Origin of the sequence: Vibrio sp. S234-5, assembly GCF_000960595.1 — a bacterium.
Lineage (GTDB): Bacteria > Pseudomonadota > Gammaproteobacteria > Enterobacterales > Vibrionaceae > Vibrio.
Map to the genome: position 1 here is coordinate 1 of NZ_JZAM01000195.1, position 24,989 is coordinate 24,989.

29 protein-coding genes are annotated in these 24,989 nt (G+C 49.3%); 15 read left to right on the plus strand and 14 right to left on the minus strand.

Going from position 1 to position 24,989, the window contains the following annotated elements:
* Positions 1–302: 302 nt before the first annotated feature.
* The 3 genes from UF06_RS09200 to UF06_RS09210 all read right to left on the minus strand — a co-directional run bounded on the left by UF06_RS09200 (position 303) and on the right by UF06_RS09210 (position 3,006).
* A complete protein-coding gene (locus tag UF06_RS09200) occupies positions 303–1,445 on the minus strand; it encodes a flagellin (RefSeq protein ID WP_045570187.1) in 1,143 nt (380 codons plus the stop codon).
* A gap of 121 nt (positions 1,446–1,566) precedes the next feature.
* Entirely contained in the window at positions 1,567–2,469 is a 903-nt protein-coding gene (locus tag UF06_RS09205) for a Dyp-type peroxidase (RefSeq protein ID WP_045570188.1), read from the minus strand.
* A gap of 60 nt (positions 2,470–2,529) precedes the next feature.
* A complete protein-coding gene (locus UF06_RS09210; RefSeq protein ID WP_045570287.1) occupies positions 2,530–3,006 on the minus strand; it encodes a DUF2919 domain-containing protein in 477 nt (158 codons plus the stop codon).
* Between the two features lie 107 nt (positions 3,007–3,113).
* Here UF06_RS09210 and UF06_RS09215 point away from each other — a divergent pair, with 107 nt between their 5' ends.
* The gene (locus UF06_RS09215) at positions 3,114–3,461 is read left to right on the plus strand and encodes a DUF2956 domain-containing protein (RefSeq protein WP_045570189.1); all 348 of its coding nucleotides are present in this window, start codon (positions 3,114–3,116) and stop codon (positions 3,459–3,461) included.
* Positions 3,462–3,503: 42 nt separating this feature from the next.
* Positions 3,504–3,827 carry a DUF4156 domain-containing protein gene (locus UF06_RS09220; RefSeq protein ID WP_045570190.1) on the plus strand — a complete coding sequence of 108 codons (324 nt, stop codon included), beginning with the start codon at positions 3,504–3,506 and terminating at the stop codon, positions 3,825–3,827.
* Between the two features lie 40 nt (positions 3,828–3,867).
* On the opposite strand, the gene UF06_RS09225 is transcribed toward UF06_RS09220, so the two are convergent.
* A complete protein-coding gene (locus UF06_RS09225) occupies positions 3,868–4,155 on the minus strand; it encodes a helix-turn-helix domain-containing protein (protein ID WP_039430217.1) in 288 nt (95 codons plus the stop codon).
* A 9-nt stretch (positions 4,156–4,164) separates the two neighbouring features.
* Positions 4,165–4,371 (minus strand): hypothetical protein, encoded by a 207-nt coding sequence (locus UF06_RS09230; protein ID WP_139046315.1) that lies wholly within the window; start codon positions 4,369–4,371, stop codon positions 4,165–4,167.
* Here UF06_RS09230 and UF06_RS09235 point away from each other — a divergent pair.
* The 4 genes from UF06_RS09235 to UF06_RS09250 are packed head-to-tail and all read left to right on the plus strand — an operon-like array spanning position 4,358 to position 6,738.
* A complete protein-coding gene (locus tag UF06_RS09235; protein WP_045570192.1) occupies positions 4,358–4,705 on the plus strand; it encodes an ArsC family reductase in 348 nt (115 codons plus the stop codon). The two genes, UF06_RS09230 and UF06_RS09235, sit on opposite strands and share 14 nt — an antisense overlap.
* Before the next feature lie 16 nt (positions 4,706–4,721).
* Positions 4,722–5,855 (plus strand): succinyl-diaminopimelate desuccinylase, encoded by a 1,134-nt coding sequence (gene dapE, locus UF06_RS09240; protein ID WP_045570193.1) that lies wholly within the window; start codon positions 4,722–4,724, stop codon positions 5,853–5,855.
* A complete protein-coding gene (locus tag UF06_RS09245) occupies positions 5,855–6,541 on the plus strand; it encodes a M15 family metallopeptidase (protein WP_045570288.1) in 687 nt (228 codons plus the stop codon). The genes dapE and UF06_RS09245 overlap by 1 nt, the downstream gene beginning before the upstream one ends.
* Positions 6,538–6,738: a DUF2897 family protein gene (locus UF06_RS09250; RefSeq protein ID WP_045570194.1), complete on the plus strand. Its 201-nt coding sequence runs from the start codon at positions 6,538–6,540 to the stop codon at positions 6,736–6,738. The genes UF06_RS09245 and UF06_RS09250 overlap by 4 nt, the downstream gene beginning before the upstream one ends.
* A 46-nt stretch (positions 6,739–6,784) precedes the next feature.
* Here the strand turns inward: UF06_RS09250 and UF06_RS09255 are convergent, their stop codons facing one another.
* The 3 genes from UF06_RS09255 to dapA all read right to left on the minus strand — a co-directional run bounded on the left by UF06_RS09255 (position 6,785) and on the right by dapA (position 12,068).
* Positions 6,785–9,859, minus strand: a complete 3,075-nt coding sequence (locus UF06_RS09255) for a DUF748 domain-containing protein (RefSeq protein ID WP_045570195.1) — start codon at positions 9,857–9,859, stop codon at positions 6,785–6,787.
* Between the two features lie 262 nt (positions 9,860–10,121).
* Entirely contained in the window at positions 10,122–11,141 is a 1,020-nt protein-coding gene (bamC, locus tag UF06_RS09260; protein ID WP_045570196.1) for an outer membrane protein assembly factor BamC, read from the minus strand.
* Positions 11,142–11,189: 48 nt separating this feature from the next.
* A complete protein-coding gene (gene dapA, locus UF06_RS09265) occupies positions 11,190–12,068 on the minus strand; it encodes a 4-hydroxy-tetrahydrodipicolinate synthase (protein WP_039430229.1) in 879 nt (292 codons plus the stop codon).
* A gap of 309 nt (positions 12,069–12,377) precedes the next feature.
* On the opposite strand from dapA, the gene UF06_RS09270 reads away from it, so the two are divergent.
* Together UF06_RS09270 and bcp are read left to right on the plus strand one after the other, a co-directional pair.
* Positions 12,378–12,920: a glycine cleavage system protein R gene (locus UF06_RS09270; protein ID WP_039430231.1), complete on the plus strand. Its 543-nt coding sequence runs from the start codon at positions 12,378–12,380 to the stop codon at positions 12,918–12,920.
* Between the two features lie 15 nt (positions 12,921–12,935).
* A complete protein-coding gene (gene bcp / locus UF06_RS09275; RefSeq protein WP_045570197.1) occupies positions 12,936–13,406 on the plus strand; it encodes a thioredoxin-dependent thiol peroxidase in 471 nt (156 codons plus the stop codon).
* A 55-nt stretch (positions 13,407–13,461) separates the two neighbouring features.
* Here the strand turns inward: bcp and UF06_RS09280 are convergent, their stop codons facing one another.
* Positions 13,462–14,529 carry an AI-2E family transporter gene (locus UF06_RS09280; RefSeq protein ID WP_045570198.1) on the minus strand — a complete coding sequence of 356 codons (1,068 nt, stop codon included), beginning with the start codon at positions 14,527–14,529 and terminating at the stop codon, positions 13,462–13,464.
* On the minus strand, positions 14,522–14,761 hold the full coding sequence (locus UF06_RS09285) for a sulfurtransferase TusA family protein (RefSeq protein ID WP_045570199.1): 240 nt from the start codon (positions 14,759–14,761) through the stop codon (positions 14,522–14,524). The genes UF06_RS09280 and UF06_RS09285 overlap by 8 nt, the downstream gene beginning before the upstream one ends.
* 185 nt (positions 14,762–14,946) lie before the next feature.
* Here UF06_RS09285 and UF06_RS09290 point away from each other — a divergent pair, with 185 nt between their 5' ends.
* The 4 genes from UF06_RS09290 to UF06_RS09305 are packed head-to-tail and all read left to right on the plus strand — an operon-like array spanning position 14,947 to position 17,785.
* Positions 14,947–16,401, plus strand: coding sequence for a M48 family metallopeptidase (locus UF06_RS09290; protein ID WP_045570289.1), 1,455 nt, complete (start codon positions 14,947–14,949; stop codon positions 16,399–16,401).
* A 16-nt stretch (positions 16,402–16,417) separates the two neighbouring features.
* Entirely contained in the window at positions 16,418–16,762 is a 345-nt protein-coding gene (arsC, locus tag UF06_RS09295; protein ID WP_045570200.1) for an arsenate reductase (glutaredoxin), read from the plus strand.
* 6 nt (positions 16,763–16,768) lie between these two features.
* Positions 16,769–17,338 (plus strand): NAD(P)H:quinone oxidoreductase, encoded by a 570-nt coding sequence (wrbA, locus tag UF06_RS09300; protein ID WP_045570201.1) that lies wholly within the window; start codon positions 16,769–16,771, stop codon positions 17,336–17,338.
* Complete coding sequence (locus UF06_RS09305; protein ID WP_039439877.1) at positions 17,339–17,785, plus strand: DUF2069 domain-containing protein; 447 nt, start codon at positions 17,339–17,341, stop codon at positions 17,783–17,785.
* A 78-nt stretch (positions 17,786–17,863) separates the two neighbouring features.
* Here the strand turns inward: UF06_RS09305 and UF06_RS09310 are convergent, their stop codons facing one another.
* Positions 17,864–19,036 carry a DUF2066 domain-containing protein gene (locus UF06_RS09310; protein ID WP_045570202.1) on the minus strand — a complete coding sequence of 391 codons (1,173 nt, stop codon included), beginning with the start codon at positions 19,034–19,036 and terminating at the stop codon, positions 17,864–17,866.
* A gap of 237 nt (positions 19,037–19,273) precedes the next feature.
* Between UF06_RS09310 and UF06_RS09315 the strand changes: the two genes are divergently transcribed.
* The gene (locus UF06_RS09315) at positions 19,274–20,533 is read left to right on the plus strand and encodes a uracil-xanthine permease family protein (RefSeq protein WP_045570203.1); all 1,260 of its coding nucleotides are present in this window, start codon (positions 19,274–19,276) and stop codon (positions 20,531–20,533) included.
* A gap of 80 nt (positions 20,534–20,613) precedes the next feature.
* Here the strand turns inward: UF06_RS09315 and upp are convergent, their stop codons facing one another.
* Positions 20,614–21,240 (minus strand): uracil phosphoribosyltransferase, encoded by a 627-nt coding sequence (gene upp / locus UF06_RS09320; protein ID WP_045570204.1) that lies wholly within the window; start codon positions 21,238–21,240, stop codon positions 20,614–20,616.
* A gap of 177 nt (positions 21,241–21,417) precedes the next feature.
* On the opposite strand from upp, the gene purM reads away from it, so the two are divergent.
* On the plus strand, positions 21,418–22,458 hold the full coding sequence (gene purM, locus UF06_RS09325; protein WP_045570205.1) for a phosphoribosylformylglycinamidine cyclo-ligase: 1,041 nt from the start codon (positions 21,418–21,420) through the stop codon (positions 22,456–22,458).
* A 140-nt stretch (positions 22,459–22,598) separates the two neighbouring features.
* Positions 22,599–23,240, plus strand: coding sequence for a phosphoribosylglycinamide formyltransferase (gene purN, locus UF06_RS09330; protein ID WP_045570206.1), 642 nt, complete (start codon positions 22,599–22,601; stop codon positions 23,238–23,240).
* Between the two features lie 56 nt (positions 23,241–23,296).
* Here the strand turns inward: purN and UF06_RS09335 are convergent, their stop codons facing one another.
* Positions 23,297–24,142 (minus strand): class II glutamine amidotransferase, encoded by an 846-nt coding sequence (locus tag UF06_RS09335; RefSeq protein ID WP_045570207.1) that lies wholly within the window; start codon positions 24,140–24,142, stop codon positions 23,297–23,299.
* A gap of 39 nt (positions 24,143–24,181) precedes the next feature.
* The gene (lpcA, locus tag UF06_RS09340; RefSeq protein WP_039433482.1) at positions 24,182–24,757 is read right to left on the minus strand and encodes a D-sedoheptulose 7-phosphate isomerase; all 576 of its coding nucleotides are present in this window, start codon (positions 24,755–24,757) and stop codon (positions 24,182–24,184) included.
* Positions 24,758–24,989 lie beyond the last annotated feature (232 nt).

Genomic DNA, 24,989 nt, shown 5'->3' on the forward strand with positions numbered 1-24,989 from the left:
CTGTCATTGCTGCTACGTTGGTATTTACATTCACTGCCATGATGAATTCTCCAATTGATTTTCCGATATTACGGTTTCCGACGTCTCGGAAAACCAAGTAGTTCTCTCAAAGTTACTTTTATTAACGGCTCAGTTGGAAAATCCTTTAGCAAAAAAAGACGATTTTTTTGAAAAAAGATTCTTTAGCGAGGAATACGTGATGGAAAGGGTAAAAGTGATAAAAAAGTTCAAAAAAGGGCTAAAGGTTTATTTTTTTCCGTCGATAAGAGCGGTTATTTTTCTTTAGCCGTGCTCTTACATGGTTATCCCAGCAAGGTGAGCGCTAAGTTGGGGCCGTTTTTAGCCTGTGCCAAAATAGAAGCGCTCACTTGCTGCAAGATCTGCTGCTTGACCATCTGTGTGGTCTCTTTGGCGTAATCCGTATCCTTGATTCGGCTATTGGATGCAGCCAAGTTCTCATTGATGTTGTCGAGATTGTTGATCGCGTGGCCAAAGCGGTTTTGGTAAGCACCAAGCTGAGCACGGCTACTGTCCACGTATTTTAGGGCCGTGTCGAGTGCCGCGACTGCGCTTTGCGCCCCGCCCACGGTAGTGATGTCCAACTCGTCAACCATTTGACTTCCCCCAGCCACCATTTGCAGGCTATCCGCCAGCCCTCCGGAGAATATCGGCTGACCATGAATGGGGTCAATCTGCGAGTAGGCCATGTAAAGCTGCAGTTGACCATGTTCATTGACCGAGGCAGAAACATGGTCCGTTTGGCCATTGATGTACGTAGCGATCTCTTCGATGTTATCGCCCACTTTGGCCTCAATATCGATGCTTTCCGTTTCCCCATAAGCGTTCACGTAGCTGATATTAAGATCGTTTTGCCCTGGAGCCACTTGCCAATCACCACCCGCTGCTAAGTTGGCGACATATTTAAAACCGCCCATCTGCGCCACGTCGCTGCGCATGTTGTTAAGCTGAACCTGAACCGCCTCGCCCGAATCCGCGCCAATCTGAAAGGATGAAGAACCAAAAGTACCATTGAGCAGCTTTCGTCCACCGAAAGAGGTGGTTTCGGCAATACGATTCAGCTCATCATTCAAAGCGGACATCTCTTCTTGCAAAGCAATGCGCTCAGCATGGCTGTTGGAACCGTTAGAGGATTGCAGTGAGAGATCACGCATGCGTTGCAAAATATTGGTGGTCTCATTCATCGCCCCTTCGGCAGTCTGCATAATAGAGATTCCATCGTTGGCATTACGCACCGCCATATCCAAGCCATTCATTTGCGCGCGCAAGCGATTAGAGATTTGTAAGCCAGCGGCATCATCCTTGGCACTATTAATGCGAGAGCCTGACGACAGTCGCTCCAAGGATTGATTGAGCATTTCGCTTGCGCTACTCAGGTGCCTTTGTGCCACCAGAGCAGAAACGTTGGTATTGACGGTAATGGCCATGAGTTCTCACAGACGGATTGAGGGATTAGCTTCCTATCGACCAATCCATCCACATCTTGAGCAAAAAATGGATAAAAAATGGGGAGCCGATGCTCCCCGCGATGCCGTTTGAGGTTTGCGCTTATTTTACTGACAGTTCACTTAACATCGAAAGCGAAGGGGCAAAGAAGTAAGCACCAGTGACCGCTTTGGTAAAGCGCAGCAACTGGTCAGTTTTTCCATCGCTCACACCATACATGCTCTCTAGCATCACTTTAAAGTTATGCAGCGTGTGGCAATAAGCAATAAACAGCAGACCATGGGCACCAGTCACGCTACCGTAAGGCAAGCTATGACGAACAATTTTCAAGCCTTTGCCTTCTTCTTTGATGTCCACACGGCCAACATGAGAAGCGGCGGGAACCTTATCTAGCTCTATCGAATCGGGCTTCGTCCGGCCAATCACTTTCTCCTGCGCCACAATATTGAGACGATCCCAAGCAGGCAGATTGTGTTCAAAACGTTGCACCATCACATAACTGCCACCAGCGAATTCGCCATCCGGCACAAGCGCGACTTGAGCACGTTGCTCGTCTTTCGGATTCTCGGTGCCGTCAATAAACATGGTCATATCCCGCGCGTCGAGGTAACGGTAAGCGTATGTTTCATCAACCACCGTCACATCGTCGGCCATTTCTGTCAGTAATGTTCTGAGTAAATAGAAGTGCAAGTCATGGCGCTGCGAATGAAAATGCAGCAGAACATCAACCTCGGTTGAAGGTGCCACAATGTCACCTTCGCCAAGCAGAGGAAAATCGATGAGCTCTTCGGGCATTGAGACGTCTAGCTGTTGCCAAAACGCTTTACTGAAGGCGATCGATACGGTGAGATTGGCGCCGGGTTGCGATTGATTGAGCGTTTCCACCTTTTGCGGTAAAGATTGCAGTTCAGCCAGCACCTTAGCGGCATTGCGCTTCACTTTGAGTAAGGTGTATAGGGCAAAGGGCCCAGCTTCTGGCAAGATCGCGGATTGAGCAAGTGACATATAAACTCCTCTTTTTCGCCCCAGTGTAGAGCTAAATGGCGATAGATATTTTGATGATTATCAGTGATTTTCGCCCTGGTTTGGCAGTTTGGGCACACTAAAGCAATCTTTGACCCATTTACTGTTCAAAAGATAAATGCCAAACCACAGCAGTAGTAGCAAAGTTAATGCATTGGCCCAATGAAACTGGCCATGCTCTAAATATACGTGATAGAGAGTTTGCAGCAGTTGCACGGCGATAAGCGCCAGCGTCGCCGCTCGTCCTTTCTGAGTAATTTTGTCTACCCAGTGGCGATCCGGTTTCCTCAACCCCATCATCCACATTAAACCGACACTGGGAATGCCGATCAGCAACCCAAGGTAGAGCGTGTGGTTATCCGGATACACCCACTGCAAAATACGTGAACCGCTCTCTCGGCTCACGCCAGCTACCGCAAACACCACCCAGGCACGGGCTAAAAAAAACCATCCCAACCAAAGCATTAGCGGTGCTTTCAGGTATCCGTGGCTATCGTAATGGTCGAATGAGTATCGCAAAGCAAAGTACTGAATCAATGAAACAGCAGACACTTTAACGCAAAAGATTCAATTAGTAACCCGAGAAGGTTAGACTGCCTTAAGGAATTGACATGATTTAGACAAAGATGAAAAGAAATACCCTAACGCCTTCACCCGAGTCGCAACAAGAAGCGCTCAAGATAGCCCGAGCCACGCAAAAGCCGGGGCAGACCAAAGAGCAAACCAAACTCATCGCCCAAGGCATCGAAAAAGGCATCGCTCTGTATAAAAAGCAGCAGAAAGAGCGCCATCGCCAAGCAGACAAAGCGAGAAAAAAGCAGCTCAGGCTCAAAAGTGACAATCACACCGATTCAGCGCCAGAAGACAACGTTGAGATGGTTGATACTCCTAAGCCAACAACGCAAAAGCTGCCTTGGGTACTGCTCGCTCTCAGTTGGCTTGGCTTTGCCGTTTATCACTGGATAGGAAATTAAGATGTTAAAACGTTCAGTAGTCCAGTAGTCGCCTTAGCCAGTTTGGGCCTAGTAAGCGCCTGTAGCACGCCACTCAATCAAGCAACGGCTGAGTCTCAAAGCTTAGAGATCCGCCTTGATGGGCAGTTCAATCCCGATAGCTGTCACTATCTTGGGACGGTGACTGGCAGTGAAGGTCATTGGTACAGCTACCTGTTTTTTGGTAATGACGTCTTGATCCAGGGCGCCGTCAATCAGCTAAAGAATAATGCTCACCGGCTCGGTGCCAACACCATTTATGTTATCACCACGCAAAATTTCATTACTTCTATGAGCCTGCTTGGCACAGCTTATTACTGCGACGCGCAAGAGAGTGGCAAAGATTAAAGCAAGATGAAGAACAAGAAAAAAGCCAGCAAACGCTGGCTTAAGCACGAAATCCAAGGCTAGTAGCGATGTCTTTCTCACGCTCCATCACCCACTGACTATCAAACGGCCCCCAATCTGAGAGTTGATAATAGCCATCATTGTGACGTCGCCCATCTTGAACAAACATCAGCTCAATGCCGATCCCCGGCAGTGCCTTCAGTACATCTTGAATCGTACGACGAGGCCAACCCGTTTGCTCGATCAACTTAGGCACATTTGGCCTTTCTAGGTTCTCCACCAACAAGGCGAGATATAATCGCCTTGCAAAAACAGGACTCAATTCCATTGACACCTCCTAAATTTGTGCTGATTCATTATTTCCTTTTTCCTCTGCCTTTTGTTGAGGCGGATCAATAACCTTCCATTCACACTCAATAAAGTGCGATTTTTTTTCAGCAACAAAATATTCTTGCGCAAGTTTTGAGTGTTCTACGGCTTCTTGATAGGATGCAGAATCAAAATAATAAATCAGCTCGAAGGAAGAACTCATGACCATCATCATGTATGGCATCTCCAATTGTGACACGATAAAGAAAGCAAAAAAGTGGCTGGACGAGGCAAACCTTAGCTATGAATTTCACGATTTTCGCAAGCAAGGCATTAGCTCAGAGATGGTCGCGGAATTTTGTCAGCAGCTCGATTGGGAACAAGTACTGAACAAACGCGGCACCACGTTCCGACAACTGACCGCTGAACAAAAAGAGAACCTATGTGAAGCAAGCGCGATTGCCCTGCTCGTCGAACAGCCAGCGATGATCAAACGTCCTATTCTTCGTGTTGACGACCAATTACATATCGGCTTTAAGGCCGAACAATATCAGCAAATTTTTCACTGATTAAGGATTATCAAGGATGACAGACAGTCCCGTACTGGCTTTAACCAAAGACCTCATTAGCCGCCAATCCGTTACGCCTGAAGACGCAGGCTGCCAAGACGTTATGATTAAGCGTTTGCAAGCGCTTGGCTTTGAAATCGAAAGAATGGTGTTTGAAGACACCACCAATTTCTGGGCACGTCGTGGCAGTGAAGCGCCTCTGTTTGCGTTTGCCGGCCACACCGACGTGGTTCCGGCAGGCAAGTTGGATCAATGGCACACTCCTCCCTTTGAGCCAACAGAAAAAGACGGCTACTTATACGGCCGTGGCGCGGCCGATATGAAAGGGTCTCTGGCCGCCATGGTGGTCGCGACCGAACGTTTTATTGCGCAGTACCCAGACCACAAGGGTTCGATCGGTTTTCTCATCACCTCTGATGAAGAAGGACCGTTTATCAACGGTACGGTGCGCGTGGTGGAAACCTTGATGGCACGCGATGAAAACATTGATATGAGTATTGTCGGTGAGCCCTCAAGCACCGCCATCGTCGGTGATGTGGTAAAAAACGGCCGTCGTGGTTCCATTACTGGCGATCTCACCGTTAAAGGCACACAAGGTCATGTCGCTTACCCGCACCTTGCTGACAACCCAGTCCACAAATCATTGCTGGCGATTCACGAGTTGGCCACCACCGAGTGGGATCAGGGTAATGAGTTCTTCCCACCGACCAGCTTCCAGATCCCTAACGTCCAAGCGGGCACCGGGGCATCTAACGTGATTCCGGGCGAGTTTCATGTCCAGTTCAACCTGCGTTTTAGCACCGAGCTGAATAATGACAGCATCATTGAGCGCGTCACCTCGACCCTCAACCGCTACGATCTAAACTATGACCTGAAATGGACATTCAATGGCGACCCGTTTTTAACCGACACTGGCGCGTTGCTAGACGCTGTGGTTGCCGCTGTGGATGAGGTTAACCAAACCCAGCCTGCACTATTGACCACAGGTGGCACCTCTGACGGACGCTTTATCGCACGCATGGGTGGACAAGTGGTGGAGCTTGGCCCAGTGAATGCCACCATTCATAAAGTCAATGAGTGCGTCAAGATCGAAGATCTGGAAAAACTGACCGACATGTACCAGAAAACGCTGGAGCATCTATTGGCATGATGACACCTGAGCAGCTCACCGGTTATGTGGACACTCACTTGATCGACGCACAAGTGGGCACCCAATCCATTTTGCTTCACCCTCAAGTCGAGCGCGATCTGCAAACCTTGGTGCAAGCGGCTCAGTGTGCTGGTTTCCAGATGGAAATTGCCAGTGGCTTTCGTGATTTTGCTCGGCAAAAATCCATTTGGAACGGTAAGTTTTCCGGTACAAAGGCCATCTTAGACCAAAATTCGCAGCCTTTGGACAAAGCGTCTTTGAGTGAGCAGGAGAAAATGCTGGCCATTTTGCGCTGGTCTGCTTTGCCTGGCGCCAGCCGTCATCACTGGGGCTGCGATTTTGATGTCTATGCCCGTGATCGGCGACCAAACGGCGTTTCATTACAGCTTGAACCTTGGGAGTATACTCGTGGCCACCAACGAGAGTTTTCGCACTGGCTCACCCACAACGTTTCTCAATATGGCTTTTTCCTGCCCTATCGGCGAGATCGCGGTGGCGTGGCCAGCGAGCCTTGGCACATCAGCCATATTGCAACGGCCGCAAGCTGTTTAGCCCAGTTCTCCATCAACGATTTGCAGCGGCAATTAAACGCGCATCCAATTGATGGAATGGAGTGTGTACTGGAAAACCTCACGCTCATCTACCATCAATTTATCGCCAATATTTGTCCGCCGGAGGCGACATGAAAGAGATTTTAACCAATCCTTGGGTCATCAGTTTTATTGTGCTAAGCGTTATCGTCGGCAATATTGCGGCGCTAAAGTACACGGCCAAAATGAAAATTGGTCAGTTCGATAAACAGCGCGATAAAAGCGACTTAGACAAACTCAACGAGCTGGACAAAAAAGCTCACCAGCTTAATGACGAGAAACGCAATCACTGACCTTAGCCGCTAAGGCCAGTGGCTGTGCTTTAACGGTGGTGAATCGTTAATCTGCGCTCACTGAGAGTTCTACCGCACTCTCTTCGCTGCGCAGTTGCGTTTTACTGTCAAGCAGAAAAACCCTTTCTGGCGCCAATTGAGCCTCATCCACCAAAAACGCTTTGACAGCTTTAGCGCGTGCTTCGGCCAGATTGCTCAATTGATTTTTGCCGATCTCAATGGAATTAAGCAGCTGATTATAAAGACCGATCATGAGTGTGGTTTCCACTTGTTCCGCTAACACCGCCTCCTCACCCTCTTTTTCTGCCAACTGTGCGGCGACTTTGCTGCGCTCTTGATTGATATCCAAGGATAACCAAGTTTCAGCCAGAGCAATTACCGCTTGATACAGGGGCTTAGATTCAGAGAGTCGACTGGCACTAAAATCACTCGGCAGCGTCTCTAAGCCACTTTTTTGCAATAACGTCTGCTGCAACTGCTGCTCGGCTAGCGCTTTACTGTCTTCGGCAAATGCCACTGAAGCGGCCACGCTAATTTTTAGTTTGGGACGCGATGACAAGGCTTGGGCGAGTGTACTGAGGCGCTCTTGCTCCTTCGCATTTAACGTCGATGAGCCAAAGTCAAAGGCAATGAGATTAAGCTCCTCATCGGCGCCAACTAAGTCCGCTAGCAGTGAAAAAGGCGCGCTGACGGCTTTGACAATCACATTGCTGATCGCTTGCAAAATAATACCGCCGACACTGAAGTCTGGATCGTTGACATCGCCAGACACTTGCAACCCCAGATCGATGACCCCGTCTTTGTCTTGCAACAAGGCAATCGCCAAACTGATCGGCAGACTGGTCGCAAGATCCGACTCGCTGGGTTTGCCCAGTTGCAGTTGATCAATCACCAAATGATTGCTCCCGAGCAACTGGTCCTCTTGCAATTGATAATTGAGTGCCAGCGTCAGTTGTCCCTTGTCGATGTAATAGCCCGCATAAGTGCCCGAATAGGGATTCACCGAGGTTAATTCAACGCTTTTGAACAGTAAATCAAGATCCAGATAAGGCTTTTCAATCAAGGGGTTGATTTCCCCCTTGAGTGTCACTGGCGCATATCTATCGATTTTTCCGCTAATATCGACCTGTGCTTTGGTGCCGGGCGTCGAAGAGAGATGGCGCACACTTCCTTGTAAGGCCTCAATGCCAGATGCAAAATTTGGCGTCAGCGATTCATCAGCAAAATAGGCGGCTCCATTGGCAATGGTGATGGCTTGAATGTCGATCGCCAGCGGCTTGGACGCCACAGAGGCTTCATCGCCCTGCACACTAATGGTCGTTCCTTCTTGCGTATCGCTCTGCTGGACCAGAAAATGACCAATGTTGGTCTGCTTATCTTGCGCAATCATCACTTTGGCGTAAGGCGCGTTAAAGTGGATGGTCTGAATGTCCAACACATGCTTTTGCGCATCGAAATGGAGCGAATCTATCGCCATCTTCTGCCATTTCACCAACGGCTGATGGTGCATGCCATCTTTAAGCAGCAGTTGATCAATCGCCAATGTGCCTTGATAACTGGCTTGTCCGTTTGCATCAGCCTGATAACGGCCTTGGCTGGAAAGTTTGCCTTGAGAGAAATCGATATTCACGTACGGCGTCAGATACGGCTGCAATTGAGTGAGATCGAGCCCTTCAACTGCCATCTCACCTAGCACGCTCCGCGCTTTCGCATCAAAACTTCCTCGGGTGGTTACCTCTCCGCGCGCCGTTTTTGGCGGCGCTGCCGTACTAGAACTCAACCCCAGTGACAACTCGTAATCAATCGCAGCACTGAGGTCGCTGCTTACTGGTCCAGTAACAAGCGACAGCGGATAAACACGCCAGAATACCCCTGAGCTTTGCACTTGTTCCTTGAGATTGAGGTCCGTTTCACTTAGTGAGAATTGCTCAAGTCGAACCAACCAAGCACTATCAGCGTCGCTGCTCTCATCGACAGCGACGGCTTCTGTCTTGGCGGAGGGCTGATTCTTTAAGCGAAACAAACGTTGCAGATCAAGCCCTTGCGCGGAGAACTCGGCGTCAACCCAAAGCCCTTGTAGATCAATCGCAGCAATATCAATATCCTTCGTTTGGCTACTGAGCCGGATATCCTGCACAGCCAAACGAGGCAACTTGATTTTGGCCTGCTGCTCGGCGCTGACCGTCAAGTCGCTCAACTGAAATTGCCCATCACTGACTGCAAACTGAAAATCTTCTCCTGCTTGTTGCGCTAGGTAGTGGGCAGAAAAGTTAACCACACCATCGGTGACCACCGCATCCATCTGATCTTTGGCAAATGGCCAAAATGGTGGCAACGTTAACCCTTGCAGCTTAACCGTCCCTTCGACGAACAAAGGTTGCAATTGAAAATGGCCACTGAGTTGCAACTCACTCTTATCTGCTCCCTGAATAGCAAAAGCGTACTGATTGGCCTGCGTTTGGCTTGTCGACACCGACGGATTTTCCGCTGGCACAAGATGCATCGATTGAGTGTCGAACTGCTGCAAACGCAAGTTGAGCCCTTGATAGTTCAATTGCGCCCCGGTTAACTGGTCTTGAAAATGGAACTGCCCACTGGCGATTTCTATTTTTTCAATACGTAACGCGGGAAGGGAGGATTCTGTGCTTTGCGGCGATGATGATTGAGTTGGCTGCGTTTGCTGAGCCAAAGTGTCCAAGATGTCACTGAAGTTAAAGCGCACTTGGTTATCTTGTGGCAGACGCTGTATGCGTACTTGAGGGCCCGAGAGCGTGACGTATTCTAGCGTCGGCGTCAGCGTGAACAGGCTGCGCCAAAAACTCAATTGCAGCTCTAAGCGTTCAAACTGACTGAACGCTTGCGCGCCATCGGCTTCTTGCAACGCAAAACCGTCAATACGAACCCGCAACAAAAATGGGTTGATAGCGACTTGGCTGAGTTTCACTTCACGACCTAGCTGCTCAGTCAGCGTCGGCGGCACTTTACTCTCTATCACCGCAGGTAAGATGACGCCCAAACTCAGCGCGTACAAGGCATAAGCTAAGAGCAGGTAAGTAGTATAACGGATAGGTTTTGCAACGCGGGTGAAGCGCTGAACTAACGGCGTGAGTTTGCTAGGCATGGCGAAGTCGGTGCTCTTGTGGCAATTCGGTCTGAACTTTAATTCTACACAAAATTGCTTTTATGAGCGGGATTGCAAACCGGGCTTCATCACACTTTTGTCTTTCATCACCGTATCGATCCTATTGCTAACAGACTGTGACAGCCATTTGTCAGCAATCGCAAAAAGTCAAAAGTAAAAAGTAAAAAGTAAAAAAGCCGAATGTCTTTCGACACTCGGCTTTTCAATCTTCACGTCAACAAAAGGTCTCGTTCGCTGACGGCTACTCTTGCTTAGCAACGGCGGCCAACACTGGTGCAAGAGATTTTAGTAACTCTTCCTCCACAGGTTTACCCGATGAGTTGGTCACGTTGATGGACGTTCGGTTACCCAAATCCCCAAACAAAAACGTGTAGGTTCCTGATTTGAGTTCCATCGGTTTCACGCCAATCTCATTCCAAAACTCATCATCAGGTGACGCATACTTGGCTTTTAACGTCCCTTGAGACTGGTTGCGCTCCTCGATATTAAAACCGATACGCGGCAAAATCGTCGGCAAACGCTGCCATAACACATTGTATGGCGTACGCGCGATAATTACAGGGAATCCGCTGCGGTCACTGCCCATAGTAATGGGAATCTGCTTAACCAACGCTTGCGCTTTGCGCTGTGCTTCGTCCCGCTTGTTTTGATCATATTGCGAGGTGACGAGGTTGGTCATAAAGACGTTATAGCGCTCTTTATTAGTTAAGGTGACCGGTTTTATTTGCGTACCTTCCCGCCAATCAATCAAACTGATGCGAAAACCGTAACGATTGTTGGCTTCAAAACGGTCAACTGAGTAACGGCTGCCGATATCGGTCTCTTCATCTTCTGATTTCCAAACCAGCCAACCCGTTTCAACATGCGTCTCTGAGCTGGTTTGGATGGGGATTTGACGCTCCGCCAGCATGTTCAGCACCGTCTGCCAAACCTCTTCCGCTTCTTCTTGCTTGATAAGCCATAGCGTGATCTCACCTTGATTGCGTTCATAGCGCGCGCCAGGAATCAACTCCAAAATCTGCTGTGGTGGACGAATGTCGACCTCTTGGCCTATCCCGCCGGTAAAATTCCCCTGTGGAATATCGAAATTGGGATAAAACTGCGCTGTCGCGTCATCGGGGAGATTCCACGTTTGTAAATCAGCGGTTTCCAGATAGGTAAAATCGTCTTTGGCTTGGCGACGTTGAGTTGGACTACTTGAACAAGCAGTGAGCACTAAAACAGCCAGCGAGCTAAGCACTAACTGACGAGAAAACTTCATTGAAACTCCTAAAGCGCCGGAGAATGCTCCGGCGTTACTACATCTATCTTAGAAAATACCAGCGTCGGTCATTGCTTTGGCAACAATGGGCTGCGCTTTTTCTGACAATTCAGTCAGTGGTAAACGAAGGTGACCACACTCAATTAAGCCAAGCTGTTGCGCGGCCCATTTGACTGGAATTGGGCTTGATTCGACAAACAGGTTCTTGTGCAGTGGCATTAAACGTTGGTTGATGATTTCCGCTTCTTCAAAGCGACCTTCTCTTGCTAAACGGAACATGTCTGCCATGTCTTTCGCCGCAATATTATTGGTTACAGAAATCACCCCTTGACCACCGAGCTTAACAAAATCCAGCCCAGTCGCGTCGTCACCACTGAGTAAGATAAAATCTTCGCCACAAAGTTCACGGTGAAGTGCAACTCGTTTTAAATCGCCAGTCGCATCTTTAAGCGCGATGATGTTATCGATCTCAGCCAAACGCGCCACGGTTTCTGGCAGTAGGTCAACTGCCGTGCGGCCCGGCACATTATACAGAATTTGTGGTACCGTGCTGACTTCAGCAATGGCTTTATAGTGCAGATACAAACCTTCTTGAGTCGGTTTGTTGTAATAAGGAGTAACACTTAGGCAGGCATCGATGCCTGAATCATTCAGCAAACGGCTAAAAGTGACCGATTCATGGGTTGCATTCGCGCCCGTACCGGCAATGACAGGGATTCGACCATTGACGAATTCGACCGTTTTGTTGACTACTTTAACGTGCTCTTCCACGGTCAAAGTAGAAGACTCGCCTGTGGTCCCAACAGCCACAATACCGTTTGTGCCAGCCGCAATATGATATTCAACTAACTTTTGTAGACCATCAAAATCTACTTCGCCATCTGGCTTGAACGGCGTGAGTAACGCAACGATACTTCCTGATAACATGTCTTTCTCCCTCATTTGATTCTTCATGCATGGTACTGTAAGGCGATTGAAAAAAACAAGAGCGCAAACTCGCTTCCTGAGTACAAGTGGATGAATATTTGAATTGATATGGCTTTCTGTGACTTTCCCTTCGGGGAGAGGGCTCTCGCGCTCGACTATAGTTACTTGAGATGAGCCTCTTGTCAGCGCTTGGTGAAGAGTGGTCGATGTTTCTGCTTTGCATAAAAAAACGAACTTACTCGACATTTTGTGCAAACGGATATGCTACCATCCTGCGAAAAATGAAAATGAACAAATAAGAGCAACGCTATGACTCAACATCTGGTAATTACTGCCATGGGTACCGACAGACCGGGGATTTGCAACCAAGTCGTGCATCTGGTCACTCAGGCAGGGTGCAATATTATTGACAGCCGCATTGCCATGTTTGGCAATGAGTTCACCTTGATCATGCTGCTCTCTGGCAGCAGTAACGGCATTGCCAGAGTCGAAACCACCCTGCCGTTACTCGGCCAGGAGCAAGACCTCATTACCATCATGAAACGCACCTCGCCGCACAACCCCTTGAGTAACTGCTACACGCTGGAGGTGTTTATTGAGTCGGATGATCGCGTCGGCCTCACCGAACAGTTCACCCAGTTTTTTGCTGACAAACAAATTGGGCTGTCGATGCTCAGTGCTCAAACCATTGATAAATCTCTGGTGCAGCTGGAGAAAGATCAGTTCCACATTGCGATTACTGCGTCGGTCAACAGCGAATGCAACTTAATGCAGCTACAAGAAGACTTTAATGATCTTTGTACCAAGCTCAGCGTACAAGGCTCACTCAACTTCATTAAAAACACACTATAAAAAGGAAGCCCGATAATGAATACGCTGACAGCAGGCGTGCCAGCTCCCGCCTTCTCTTTGCTCGATCAAAATGGAAATACTGTCTCTTTGGCCGATTTCAAAGGCAAGAAAGTCCTGTTTTACTTTTACCCCAAAGCCATGACACCAGGCTGCACAGTGCAGGCGCAGGGGCTGAGAGATGTAAAAGCCGAACTTGACGCGCACAACGTGGTGGTTTTAGGTGTCAGCACCGATCCAGTGAAACGTCTCGGTAAATTTATTGAGCGCGACAACCTCAACTTTACGCTCCTGTCGGACGAAGACCACCAGGTCGCTGAACAGTTTGGCGTGTGGGGATTGAAGAAATTCATGGGAAAAACCTACGATGGTTTGCACCGCATCAGTTTCTTGATCAACGAGCAAGGGGTTATCGAGCAGGTGTTTGATAAGTTCAAAACCAAGGATCACCACCAAGTGGTTCTCAACTACCTTAACGCGCAAGGCTAGCATCAAGGTATTGCAAACTAGAAAGAGTAAGCCCGGACATTAACCGGGCTTACTTTTATTCCATCGCTTCTTGTCCTTCTTGGCTTGGCAACGCTTTCCACACCGCTTTGACTAATGTCGCCAGCGGAATAGCGAAAAAGACACCCCAAAAACCCCAAAGCCCACCAAACACCAACACTGCGACGATAATCGCCACCGGATGCAGGTTCACCGCTTCAGAAAAGAGCACAGGCACCAACACGTTACCATCCAGTGCCTGAATAATAGCGTAGGCAATCAGTAAAGTATAAAACTCACTAGAGATCCCCCACTGAAACAGCGCCACAATCGCAACAGGCACAGTGACAGCCGCAGCGCCGATATAAGGGATGAGTACCGACAGGCCGACCGCGACAGCAAGCAGCGCCGAGTATCTCAGATTAAGTACTGCAAAAGTGACGTAACTGACACCACCAACAATCAAAATCTCCAGAACTTTGCCACGAATGTAGTTGGAGATCTGCTCGTTCATCTCATGCCACACTTTGTTGGCCAAACGGCGGTTCTTCGGCAGCAACCCGCTGGCCATGCTCATCATTTCATCTTTATCTTTGAGCAGGAAGAAAACCAGTAACGGCACCAAGATCAGATACACCGCAAGCGTCGCGATGCTGATCAAAGAGGCGAGCGAGCCTTTGACCACGCTTTCTCCCATACCCAACACTTTGTTTTTCGCGTTGGTAGCAATCGACTCCACAATCTGTAAATTGGCCAACTCCGGGTAACGCTCTGGCAAGGTAGCGATAAACTTTTGCAAGCCGGTGTACATGCTAGGAATGTCATTAATCAAGTTGCCGACCTGAGTCCAGATAGTTGGAATGAGGCCAAACAACGCCACCAGCATGATACCGACAAACAGCAAGATCACTGTCACGACCGCGATGGTACGAGGCACACCGAGACGACGCATTTGTGCCACTGGCCATTCAAGCAAATACGCAAGCACGATGGCGACCAACAGCGGAGCAATGAGATGCCCAAAAAAGTAGATGGTGATGAAACCGAACAGCAAAATGGCGACTAAGCTGGCAGCATGAGGATCTGAAAAACGTCGCTTATACCAGCGGCTTATCATTTCAAACATCTGACGACACATCCTTTTTGAAAATACGTAGGAGATAAAAGTCGTACTTTACCTGAGTTTCAACCTCAAAGCGCTGGGCTTGCAAATATCTGACAATATCTTGCAGGGAACTTTGATCTGATATCAGAATAACTGATTGACTTCCTTTAACTAACTCTGCACTGTGGCGCTTAGCCAACAACAAGGCCATTGGGCAACGATGCGCTCGGAGATCCAATTGTGTGGGTTCCATTATTTTGTCCGTTGCTTATCATAGGCGTGTTATTGTAAAGCGTTTTTTTGCCGGTGCCAGCTTTTCTCCAAGTTTACTCCGGCGTTTTGTCACTTCGTGTGTGCTTTCTTTACTGATTATTTACGAAACCAATTTTATGCCCACGGGTCTTAATGTTGCAGCCATATGGAGACTCAATGATTACTATGTTAAAACGCGCTCGCAGCTTGCTAAGCCTCTCTATCGCCATGAGTCTGGTGACCCCGGCACCGCTTTTTGCCAACACGTTAGACCTACCGGACATCGGCACTGCCGCAGGTGCCACGTTGTCGATTGACCAAGAACTCATTTATGGTGACGCTTATATGCGCATGCTGCGCAGCAGTCAGCCGATCATCAACGATCCGGTCCTCAATCAGTACATCGATACGCTCGGTCATCGCTTGGTTGCCAATGCCAATGACGTCAAAACTCCTTTCCGCTTTTTTATGATTCGCGATCGCAATATCAACGCATTCGCTTTCTTCGGCGGCTATGTGGCACTGCATTCTGGGCTGTTTTTACATGCTCGCACCGAAAGCGAACTCGCCTCCGTGATTGCCCATGAAATTGCCCACGTGACTCAGAGGCATCTTGCGCGAAGTATGGAGGAACAAGCTCGACGTTCCCCAGCAACATTAGCGGCCTTGGCTGGAGCTTTATTACTGGCGATCGCCGCACCAGAGGCAGGGATTGCAGCCATCACCGCCACCACGGCGGGAACGATGCAAAGCCAAATCAACTACACCCGCAGCAATGAGAAAGAGGCAGACCGTTTTGGCATCAACACGCTGGTCAAAGCGGGCTATAATGCCCAAGCAATGCCGCGATTTTTCTCTCGTCTTGCCGATGAGTATCGCTACGCCAGCACGCCTCCTCCCATGCTTCTGACGCACCCATTGCCAGAAGATCGCATCACCGACAGCCGAGCCAGAGCGCAAAGCTATCCTCCGCTGCGCGAGATGCCTTCGTTAGATTACCATTTAGCTCGAGCGCGCATCGTCGCGCGATACGCAGGCATCGATTCCGACGCGGCAATGGACTGGTTTGCACGCACAGAAAAGAAGGCCGATCCTGCGCTCAAAACCGCTTTTGAATATGGAAGAGCCTTGGTTCATCTCGACAAAAAGGAGCTCAAAGAAGCGCAAGAGATTTTGCTTAAGTTAAGCGCTGCCGAGCCCAACAACGTCTTTTATTCGGACGCGCTTGCAGACCTCTACATCGAGCAGAAACAAGCGCTGAAAGCGGCAACTATGCTTAAAAGTGCGCTCGAACGCATTCCCAACAACCCGGTCCTGACGATAAACTACGCCAACGCTTTGCTTGAGGCGGAAAAAACTGCCGACGCTGTCCGTCTACTTCAGCGCTACACCCATGATAATCCTGACGATACCAATGGATGGCATTTGCTTTCGCGCGCCAACATCAGCCAAGGTAACAGCGGTGAAGATTTGGCGGCGCGAGCAGAGATCTTGGCGCTGCAAGCCAACTGGAACAAAGCAATTCAGTACTACACCCAAGCCAGCCAACTGGCCACTTTGGGTAGCTTAGAACAAGCGAGGTATGATGCGCGCATTGATCAACTGATGGTGCAGCGCGATCGCTTCCTCGCCTTACAATAATGAAATGGAGAATGTCATGTCAGTCGTTATCTACCATAATCCTCGCTGCTCAAAGAGCCGCCAAACGCTGGAATTACTGGAGCAAAATGGGGTAACTCCCGAAGTGGTGAAATATCTGCAAACGCCTTTGGACATCGAGCAGTTACAAACCCTTTTCGCACAGCTTGGCCTCGATTCCGTGCGAGACATGATGCGCACCAAAGACGACCTCTACAAAGAGCTGCAATTGGCCGAAGCCAGTGATGAACAACTGTTTGCCGCCATGGCCGAGCACCCTGCGCTCTTCGAACGCCCAGTGGTGGTTGCAAATGGTCAAGCGCGCATCGGCCGCCCGCCTGAAGCGGTTCTGGAGATTCTATAACTGCCAATGAGTACGCATATTCTCATTCTCTATTATAGCCGCCACGGTAAAACCAAACTGTTGGCGCGACAAATCGCCCGTGGCGCCGGCTCCGTGAACGGATGTGAAGTGATTTTACGCACCGTGGCTGAACTGACCGCGAGCTCACAGCAGGCGAGCGATCCTGTTGTTACTCTGGACGAGTTGAAACAGTGTGACGGACTGGCGATGGGTAGCCCGGTGTGGTTTGGCAACATGGCGGCACCATTGAAACATTTTTGGGACCAAACCAGCCGCTTATGGCTCAATGGCGATCTGATTGACAAGCCTGCCTGCGTGTTTACCTCTTCCTCCACCATGCACGGTGGGCAGGAAACCACGTTACAGAGCATGATGACACCCCTTCTGCATCACGGCATGTTGATCTTGGGCATTCCCTACTCTGAACCACTGTTGCATCAAACTCGCTCTGGCGGAACACCTTACGGTGCGAGCAGTGTCGGCCACGAAGCCACCTTGACCACAGAAGAGAGCCAACTGGCACAGCAACTAGGAAAACGTCTGGCACAGATCGCCAGTAAGCAAAAGGAGTCGTAAATGTCCTCACTCTCTATGGGCGCCAAGACGCGTCGCTTTCGCTATTTGGCGCTGTTTGGCAATTTGGCGTTGCTGGCGTGGGTCGCCCTGTGGCAACTGGCTCTTTCTCCTCATCCACACTTGAGCAGCACGGCGTTAGCGATCGCTTGGTGTATTCCTTTACTGTTGCCGCTTCCCGGTATTATTGCGGGGAAACCTTACACGCACGCTTGGGCTAACTTTGTGTTAATGCTCTACTTTCTGCATGCGTTGACCATCTTGTATGTGGATGGCGGTGAAAGGTGGCTGGCTTTGGTTGAACTGCTGCTCACCGCCCTTGGCTTTGCGGGCAATATCCTGTATGCACGCACGCGCGGTCAAGAACTGGGATTGAAACTGCAAAAACTGTCGCAGATCGAAAAAGAAGAGAAAGCCAAGTTTGGCAACGAGAAAATGGGTAAGCAGTAATTTTTCTCACTGCTTAACTTAAATGCAAAAACGCCAACTAAGTTGGCGTTTTTTATTCCAAAATATCGCATTAGGATTCTAAGAGCGACCTTGCCACTCATACACCAAGGGATCGCCATTGGATAGAGGCTCAGCGACAGTTTCTGTAACGCTGATATCTTGTGCTGGCAGGGGGATTTGCGTTGACGGAGCCGCACCCTCTTCAGGAGAAAGGGCTGCCGGATCTGAATCCAATGTCTCCTCCTCTACCGGGCTCGATAGCGGGTCGTCAAACTTCACCACACGCGGCAACTGTTCCGCTTCTTTTTCAAATGCAGCTTGCGAGGCGAGCAAGTGAACACGCAGAGTCAGCTCATTACCTTTGATTTTAAGAATGTCGAGGCTTGCCACAGAATTGAGCGCAGTTAACGCTTTCTCTAAACTAAAGAAGTCGATGGCATTATTGATATTGAGAAATTTCACCACAACTGATTGCGAGGATTCACCGGATACCAGCACAGCGCTACGTTTGGCATAGAAGTCCGCAATGGTATTGATGAGAGTTGCACTCGCATCCTCACCGTTTGCTGAACCTGTCATCGGCACTTGGTTTGCCGTTTCCATCACTTCTGGCGGTTGATCGTATAAGCTCCAGCGTAACTGATTGCCTTGCGCGCGAATCACCAACACGCCATCAACCGGATAGCGTTGACTGGCGCGACTGATGGGTTGCACAAAGCCGCCCCACAGATCTGAAATGGCAATGCCAGTAATATCATCAAAATCACCGATCGGCATCGTGAGTGGTAAACCGCGCTCGCGAGCCGCAGACTTTAGCCCATCAACGACACTGCCGCCGGAATGCTCCCAGACGATCGCGCGGTCATAATTTTGCTCTTCCACCAACCAAACCAGCAAGTTATTGCGATTTTCCGACCAAAAAGGCAATTGCGCCTGAGTCAGTAAGGCTCGGATCTGCGCGCTATTAAAGAGCAGCTTCACTGACGTCTGCTCACCAAGTTTGCCGTAGCTAAGCTGGGAGATATAACGTGCGCTTGCTTGCAGCGCCTTGCTCACCACCGGGTTGTTTACCGAATCGACCGAACCCGACGCCCTAACAATCACTTGCTGCATCGCTTGCTGACGAGCCAGCTCTTCACCATTGCTTTTTTCAGCATCAATAGCCACTTCAGCACGATAAATATCAACCTGGGTCAACGCGTAGACCGGCAAAGCCAACCAGCCGATCATCAATAAAGCTAAATAGCGCATACTTTTCCTAACTTACTGCGTGGGAAGTAAGATGATAAGCAACTATCAAACCATGAGCAAGAAAACCGCAGAGATTGGCTCTATTTCTTTGTTTAATGAAAAATCGCCACACGGTTGCATAAGATCTCAGCAAACAGCACCATTATTGGAAAAAATTGATCAAAACTAGTTAGCAATCGTTTGCAAAGTGATAGAATCCCGCGAATTTATCTGCATATTTGTTAATAGGGAACCTTTATGAAAAACGCGATACAGGGCGCGCAAATGTTGTTTGTCGCCTTTGGTGCCTTGGTGCTTGTGCCTTTGCTGACCGGACTTGACCCAAACGTAGCTCTGTTTGGTGCTGGTGTCGGCACATTACTATTCCAACTGATCACCCGCCAAAGCGTGCCTATTTTCCTTGCCTCTTCTTTCGCTTTTATCGCTCCCATCATGTTCGGTATCCAAACTTGGGGTATCGGGGCAACCATGGGTGGCCTGATGGCAGCAGGGTTTGTTTACATCATTCTTGGCGCTTTCATCAAGATTCGTGGCGTGGCGTTCATTCACAAACTGCTGCCACCTGTGGTGGTGGGTCCGGTGATCATTGTTATCGGTCTCGGCCTAGCGCCTGTTGCCGTTAATATGGCACTCGGTAAAACCGGCGATGGTGCAGTACAACTGGTCGATGGCAATGCCGCGCTGTGGATCTCTTCCATTTCTCTGCTGGTGACCATCGCCATGAGCGTGTTTGCCAAAGGCTTCCTGAAACTTCTGCCTATTTGTGGTGGCATCGCCGCAGGCTACGCGGTCAGCCTAGGTTTTGGCGTGGTTGATTTCACTCCCGTCGCTCAAGCGGCGTGGCTCGCTATGCCAAACTTCACAGCGCCAGAGTTCAATATCAACGCGATTCTGTTCATGATCCCAGTGGCTATCGCTCCAGCCGTAGAACATGTCGGCGATATGTTGGCGATTTCCAACGTGACAGGCAAGAATTACCTGAAAAAACCCGGTCTACACCGCACGATTGCGGGTGATGGAATTGCGACCATCGCCGCTTCTATGGTCGGTGCGCCGCCAAATACCACCTACAGTGAAGTGACTGGCGCCGTTATGCTGACCAAAGCGTTCAATCCGGTCATCATGACTTGGGCTGCAATCACCGCCATCGTTCTCGCTCTGGTTGGTAAACTCGGTGCTCTCCTACTTACCATTCCAGTGCCGGTGATGGGCGGCATCATGATTTTGCTGTTTGGCTCAATTGCGACTGTCGGTCTCAATACGCTGATCAAAAACCACGTTGACCTGCACAAATCACGCAACCTAGTGATTGTTGCCGTCACACTGGTGTTCGGTATTGGTGGCATGGCCTTTGGTATTGGTGAGTTCAGCCTACAAGGCGTTAGCCTCTGCGGCATCGTTGCCATCGCACTCAACCTGATCCTGCCACAAGATTTGGGCGAGAATCACGTGGTGGATAACGCACAAATGGAAGAAGAGGTCGAAGTGAAAGGCTAAGCTTTTCTTTCATCTCAGATAATAAAAACGCCTGACATTGCTGCCAGGCGTTTTTATTTGCAATCGAGTTTTACTTTGGCTTACTTGGTACCAAAGATTTTGTCACCCGCATCACCCAGACCTGGGACAATGTAGCCTTTGTCATTCAGTTTTTCGTCGATTGCCGCACAATACAGTTCAACATCTGGATGCGCTTTTTCCAGCGCGGCGATCCCTTCAGGAGCCGCGACAAGAACCAGCACTTTAATTTGCTGACACCCTTTCTCTTTCAAAAGGTCGATGGTTGCGATCATCGAGCCGCCAGTCGCCAACATAGGATCGACCACCAACGCGATACGCTCTTCCATGTTAGAAGCAAGCTTGTTGAAATAGGGGATTGGCTCAAGTGTCTCTTCATCGCGGTAGATACCCACAACACTGATACGTGCGCTTGGCATGTGCTCCAAAACGCCATCCATCATTCCCAAACCCGCACGTAAAATTGGCACAACCGTGACTTTTTTACCCTTGATTTGATCGACAGCAACTGGGCCATTCCAACCTTCAATAGTCACTTTTTCCGTTTCAAAATCGGAAGTGGCTTCGTAGGTTAAAAGACTGCCAACTTCCGTTGCCAATTCGCGAAAACGCTTAGTGCTGATATCACCTTCTCTCATCAAACCAATCTTATGTTTTACAAGAGGATGTTTTACTTCAACAACTTTCATGTCTATCTCCGGCAATATAGATAAATTTTAAACAAACTGGCCGATTATAAACGATTTCGTCACGAATTTCTCGTCACAAAGCGCAAGAAAAAAACTCGCGCAAACGTTTGCTCTTTATATTCGAGCACTGGTAGAATAGCGCCGTTTTCATATCCAACTTAAAACGAGGACTTCCCCGTGAGTGGTAATAACTCTTCTCTGAGCTATAAAGATGCTGGTGTAGACATCGATGCAGGCAACGCCCTAGTCGAACGTATTAAAGGTGCGGTTAAGCGCACACGTCGTCCTGAAGTCATGGGCGGCCTTGGCGGATTCGGCGCACTGTGCGAACTGCCAACTAAATACAAGCAGCCAGTTTTGGTGTCGGGCACCGACGGTGTAGGAACCAAACTGCGTCTCGCTCTGGATATGAACAAACACGACACCATCGGCATCGACTTAGTGGCGATGTGCGTCAACGATCTGATTGTGCAAGGTGCTGAACCCTTGTTTTTCCTTGATTACTACGCGACAGGTAAGCTGGATGTTGATACCGCCGCTGCGGTGGTTTCTGGCATTGCGGATGGTTGCGTACAGGCTGGCTGCGCTTTGATCGGTGGTGAAACCGCGGAAATGCCAGGGATGTATGAAGGCGAAGACTATGATGTCGCCGGGTTCTGCGTTGGCGTGGTCGAAAAAGAAGAGATCATTGATGGCAGCAAAGTGGCGGTTGGCGATGCACTGATTGCCGTCGGTTCAAGCGGCCCACACTCAAACGGCTACTCTCTTATCCGCAAAATTCTTGAAGTGTCTGGCGCAGACAAGAATGAGGAGTTGGCTGGACGTACCATTGGCGAGCACCTACTAGAACCCACCAAGATCTATATTAAGTCAGGTCTAAAACTGATTGCTGAACACGACATTCATGCGATTTCACACATCACTGGCGGTGGTTTCTGGGAAAACATTCCGCGCGTATTGCCTGAAGGTACCAAAGCGGTGATTGATGGCAAGAGCTGGCAATGGCCCGTGATCTTCCAATGGCTGCAAGAGAAAGGCAACGTAGACACGCATGAAATGTACCGCACCTTCAACTGTGGCGTTGGTCTGATTATCGCTCTACCACAAGCGCAAGCAGAAGCCGCAGTGAAACTGCTGCAAGAGGAAGGCGAAAACGCTTGGGTTATCGGCGCGATCGCGAAAGCGGAGAGCGGCGAAGAACAGGTCGAGATTCACTGATCCTTCAGTCAACGACAAACAAACAGAATGAGGACTTATGTCCTCATTCTGCTATTTACGCCACTAAAAACCCTGAAAGAGTTAGGTATTCTGCCACTCTTTAGCGCAATAAACAGACTCACCAGGACATTGACACCCAGATGAAAAATATCGTGGTACTTATCTCCGGTAGCGGTAGCAACCTTCAGGCGATCCTTGAAGCCTGCCAATCTTCCATCACTAACGCCCAAGTTCGCGCGGTGTTTTCTAACAAAGCAGAGGCTTACGGCCTTGAACGCGCGCGGCAATTTGATGTGGCGACCCATTTTGTTGATCCGACACCTTTTGCTAATCGAGCGGATTTCGACCAAGTGTTGATGGAGAAAATCGACACTTATCAGCCAGATATCATCGTCCTTGCCGGCTACATGCGAATTCTTAGTGGCGAGTTTGTGCGCCACTATGTAGGTAAAATGATCAATATTCATCCGTCGTTATTACCGAAATACCCCGGATTACACACTCACCAACGCGCCATTGACGCGGGTGAGTGTGAACACGGAGCCAGCGTGCACTTTGTGACAGAAGAACTCGATGGCGGCCCCGTCATTTTACAAGCCAAAGTTCCGGTGTTTTCTGATGACGATGCCGCGACGCTCGCCGCACGCGTGCAAACTCAGGAACATAACATTTACCCTTTGGTAGTCAAATGGCTGGCTGACGAACGCTTGATCATGCAAGATGGGACGGCCTATCTCGATAGCGTGCAGCTTGGCGCATCGGGTTACGCAGCAGACGAATAGTGCAAGTGATTCATTAGCAAGAAAAAAGGTTGCTTTGTGCAACCTTTTTATCTTGATTATTCCAGTGGCTCTGTCGGCGCTTGGCAACTGGGCTTTGGCGCAGCAAACGGCACATCCTTAAGTTGTGGCGCATTGGTGATAATCCGTTCACCAAAGTGAAACAGACCATATTCACTGGGCTTCATCCGTTGCCATGCTTCATTGCACGTCAATGGCTGGGTGGCAATCACCGAAACGACATCGTTAGGAGTGGTCTCTTCTTGAAAGTTGATCTCCACGTCCTCATCCAGCAAAGCCGCTTTGCCAAACGGGGCGCGACGCGTGATCCAGTACAGATGATTGGTGCAATAGGTCATCACATATTCCCCATCGCTCATCAGCATGTTAAACACTCCTTTTTCCTTCAGCACTTCGCAGCATGAGGCCAAATAGGTGAAAACACTTTCCATATCTTGTGGAATTTCAGGATAACGTTGCTCTAACTGGTTGAGCAGCCAACAAAATGCTTTTTCACTGTCGGTTTGTCCAACAGGGCGATGCCGCCCTGAATCGAGCGTGTGGTAGTCACTCAACTGACCGTTGTGGGCAAATGTCCAGTAACGTCCCCAAAGCTCACGGGTAAATGGGTGGGTATTTTCCAGCGAAACACCGCCACGGTTAGCTTGACGAATATGGCTGATCACCGAACAGCTTTTGATAGGATAACTTTGCACCAGTTCGGCGATTTTGGACTCACAGCTCGGTTTGGGATCTTTAAAGGTGCGAAAGCCCTTTCCTTCATAAAAGGTAATCCCCCAGCCATCGCGATGTGGCCCAGTTTTCCCGCCCCGTTGCATCAACCCCGTAAAACTGAAACAGATGTCGGTGGGGACATTCGCGCTCATGCCGAGCAATTCGCACATGCTAAAACAACTCCCTGCAAAAAAGAGGCAAAGCCTCTGTTATTCCATCTCTTTTTCAATCAACTGAATGATGATGTGGATGATCTTGATATGCACTTCTTGAATACGATCGGCGTAACCAAAGTGTGGGACACGGATCTCAACGTCTGCCAGACCAGCCATTTTGCCGCCATCTTTGCCGGTTAGCGCGATGGTTTTCATCCCTTTCGCTTTAGCCGCTTCAATCGCTTTAAGAATGTTGCCAGAGTTGCCTGAAGTGGACAGACCAAACAACACGTCACCTTGGCGCCCGACCGCTTCAACGTAACGTGAGAAGACGTATTCGTAACCAAAATCGTTGCTGACACAAGACAAGTGGCTCGGATCAGAAATAGCAATGCCGGCATAACCCGGGCGGTTTTCACGGTAACGACCGGTTAACTCTTCGGCAAAATGCATCGCATCACAATGGGAACCACCATTACCACAAGAGAGGACCTTGCCATCTTGTTTGAATGAATCAGCAATCATTTTTGCTGCCGCTTCAATTTGGGCAAGATTATGCTCGTCGCTGAGGAACTTATTCAGAACTTCAGCCGCTTCCGTCAACTCATTTCTAATCAGATCTTGGTACATAAGATGTTCTCTTTTTTGTTGTCATGTCACGCAATGCGCTCACGTTTGCAAGGCTAAGTTGCCACCTTGCTTGTAGATAGGCTGAGTTTACCCAAAAACAGGAAATTGTGTCGACACCAGAGAGCGAGATTTCGGCGATTTGTAAAGCGGTTTGAGGCGTTCTGATGCCGAAATCACCATTGAAATCTCAAATTTATCACTTTAGCTCAACCAAGATCACTTTTTGCTCAGA

What these genes read in the sequence shown, in the direction of transcription:
- dapA (WP_039430229.1), bottom strand. Translation starts at nt 12,068, where the DNA reads ATGTTATCAGGAAGTATCGTTGCGTTACTCACGCCGTTCAAGCCAGAT.
- UF06_RS09225 (WP_039430217.1), bottom strand. Translation starts at nt 4,155, where the DNA reads ATGGAATTGAGTCCTGTTTTTGCAAGGCGATTATATCTCGCCTTGTTG.
- purN (WP_045570206.1), top strand. Translation starts at nt 22,599, where the DNA reads ATGAAAAATATCGTGGTACTTATCTCCGGTAGCGGTAGCAACCTTCAG.
- UF06_RS09245 (WP_045570288.1), top strand. Translation starts at nt 5,855, where the DNA reads ATGACACCTGAGCAGCTCACCGGTTATGTGGACACTCACTTGATCGAC.
- UF06_RS09200 (WP_045570187.1), bottom strand. Translation starts at nt 1,445, where the DNA reads ATGGCCATTACCGTCAATACCAACGTTTCTGCTCTGGTGGCACAAAGG.
- UF06_RS09315 (WP_045570203.1), top strand. Translation starts at nt 19,274, where the DNA reads ATGAAAAACGCGATACAGGGCGCGCAAATGTTGTTTGTCGCCTTTGGT.
- UF06_RS09250 (WP_045570194.1), top strand. Translation starts at nt 6,538, where the DNA reads ATGAAAGAGATTTTAACCAATCCTTGGGTCATCAGTTTTATTGTGCTA.
- dapE (WP_045570193.1), top strand. Translation starts at nt 4,722, where the DNA reads ATGACAGACAGTCCCGTACTGGCTTTAACCAAAGACCTCATTAGCCGC.
- UF06_RS09290 (WP_045570289.1), top strand. Translation starts at nt 14,947, where the DNA reads ATGTTAAAACGCGCTCGCAGCTTGCTAAGCCTCTCTATCGCCATGAGT.
- UF06_RS09335 (WP_045570207.1), bottom strand. Translation starts at nt 24,142, where the DNA reads ATGTGCGAATTGCTCGGCATGAGCGCGAATGTCCCCACCGACATCTGT.
- UF06_RS09305 (WP_039439877.1), top strand. Translation starts at nt 17,339, where the DNA reads ATGTCCTCACTCTCTATGGGCGCCAAGACGCGTCGCTTTCGCTATTTG.
- UF06_RS09215 (WP_045570189.1), top strand. Translation starts at nt 3,114, where the DNA reads ATGAAAAGAAATACCCTAACGCCTTCACCCGAGTCGCAACAAGAAGCG.
- upp (WP_045570204.1), bottom strand. Translation starts at nt 21,240, where the DNA reads ATGAAAGTTGTTGAAGTAAAACATCCTCTTGTAAAACATAAGATTGGT.
- UF06_RS09280 (WP_045570198.1), bottom strand. Translation starts at nt 14,529, where the DNA reads ATGTTTGAAATGATAAGCCGCTGGTATAAGCGACGTTTTTCAGATCCT.
- bamC (WP_045570196.1), bottom strand. Translation starts at nt 11,141, where the DNA reads ATGAAGTTTTCTCGTCAGTTAGTGCTTAGCTCGCTGGCTGTTTTAGTG.
- lpcA (WP_039433482.1), bottom strand. Translation starts at nt 24,757, where the DNA reads ATGTACCAAGATCTGATTAGAAATGAGTTGACGGAAGCGGCTGAAGTT.
- UF06_RS09235 (WP_045570192.1), top strand. Translation starts at nt 4,358, where the DNA reads ATGACCATCATCATGTATGGCATCTCCAATTGTGACACGATAAAGAAA.
- UF06_RS09270 (WP_039430231.1), top strand. Translation starts at nt 12,378, where the DNA reads ATGACTCAACATCTGGTAATTACTGCCATGGGTACCGACAGACCGGGG.
- UF06_RS09255 (WP_045570195.1), bottom strand. Translation starts at nt 9,859, where the DNA reads ATGCCTAGCAAACTCACGCCGTTAGTTCAGCGCTTCACCCGCGTTGCA.
- UF06_RS09285 (WP_045570199.1), bottom strand. Translation starts at nt 14,761, where the DNA reads ATGGAACCCACACAATTGGATCTCCGAGCGCATCGTTGCCCAATGGCC.
- bcp (WP_045570197.1), top strand. Translation starts at nt 12,936, where the DNA reads ATGAATACGCTGACAGCAGGCGTGCCAGCTCCCGCCTTCTCTTTGCTC.
- arsC (WP_045570200.1), top strand. Translation starts at nt 16,418, where the DNA reads ATGTCAGTCGTTATCTACCATAATCCTCGCTGCTCAAAGAGCCGCCAA.
- UF06_RS09230 (WP_139046315.1), bottom strand. Translation starts at nt 4,371, where the DNA reads ATGATGATGGTCATGAGTTCTTCCTTCGAGCTGATTTATTATTTTGAT.
- wrbA (WP_045570201.1), top strand. Translation starts at nt 16,769, where the DNA reads ATGAGTACGCATATTCTCATTCTCTATTATAGCCGCCACGGTAAAACC.
- UF06_RS09205 (WP_045570188.1), bottom strand. Translation starts at nt 2,469, where the DNA reads ATGTCACTTGCTCAATCCGCGATCTTGCCAGAAGCTGGGCCCTTTGCC.
- UF06_RS09310 (WP_045570202.1), bottom strand. Translation starts at nt 19,036, where the DNA reads ATGCGCTATTTAGCTTTATTGATGATCGGCTGGTTGGCTTTGCCGGTC.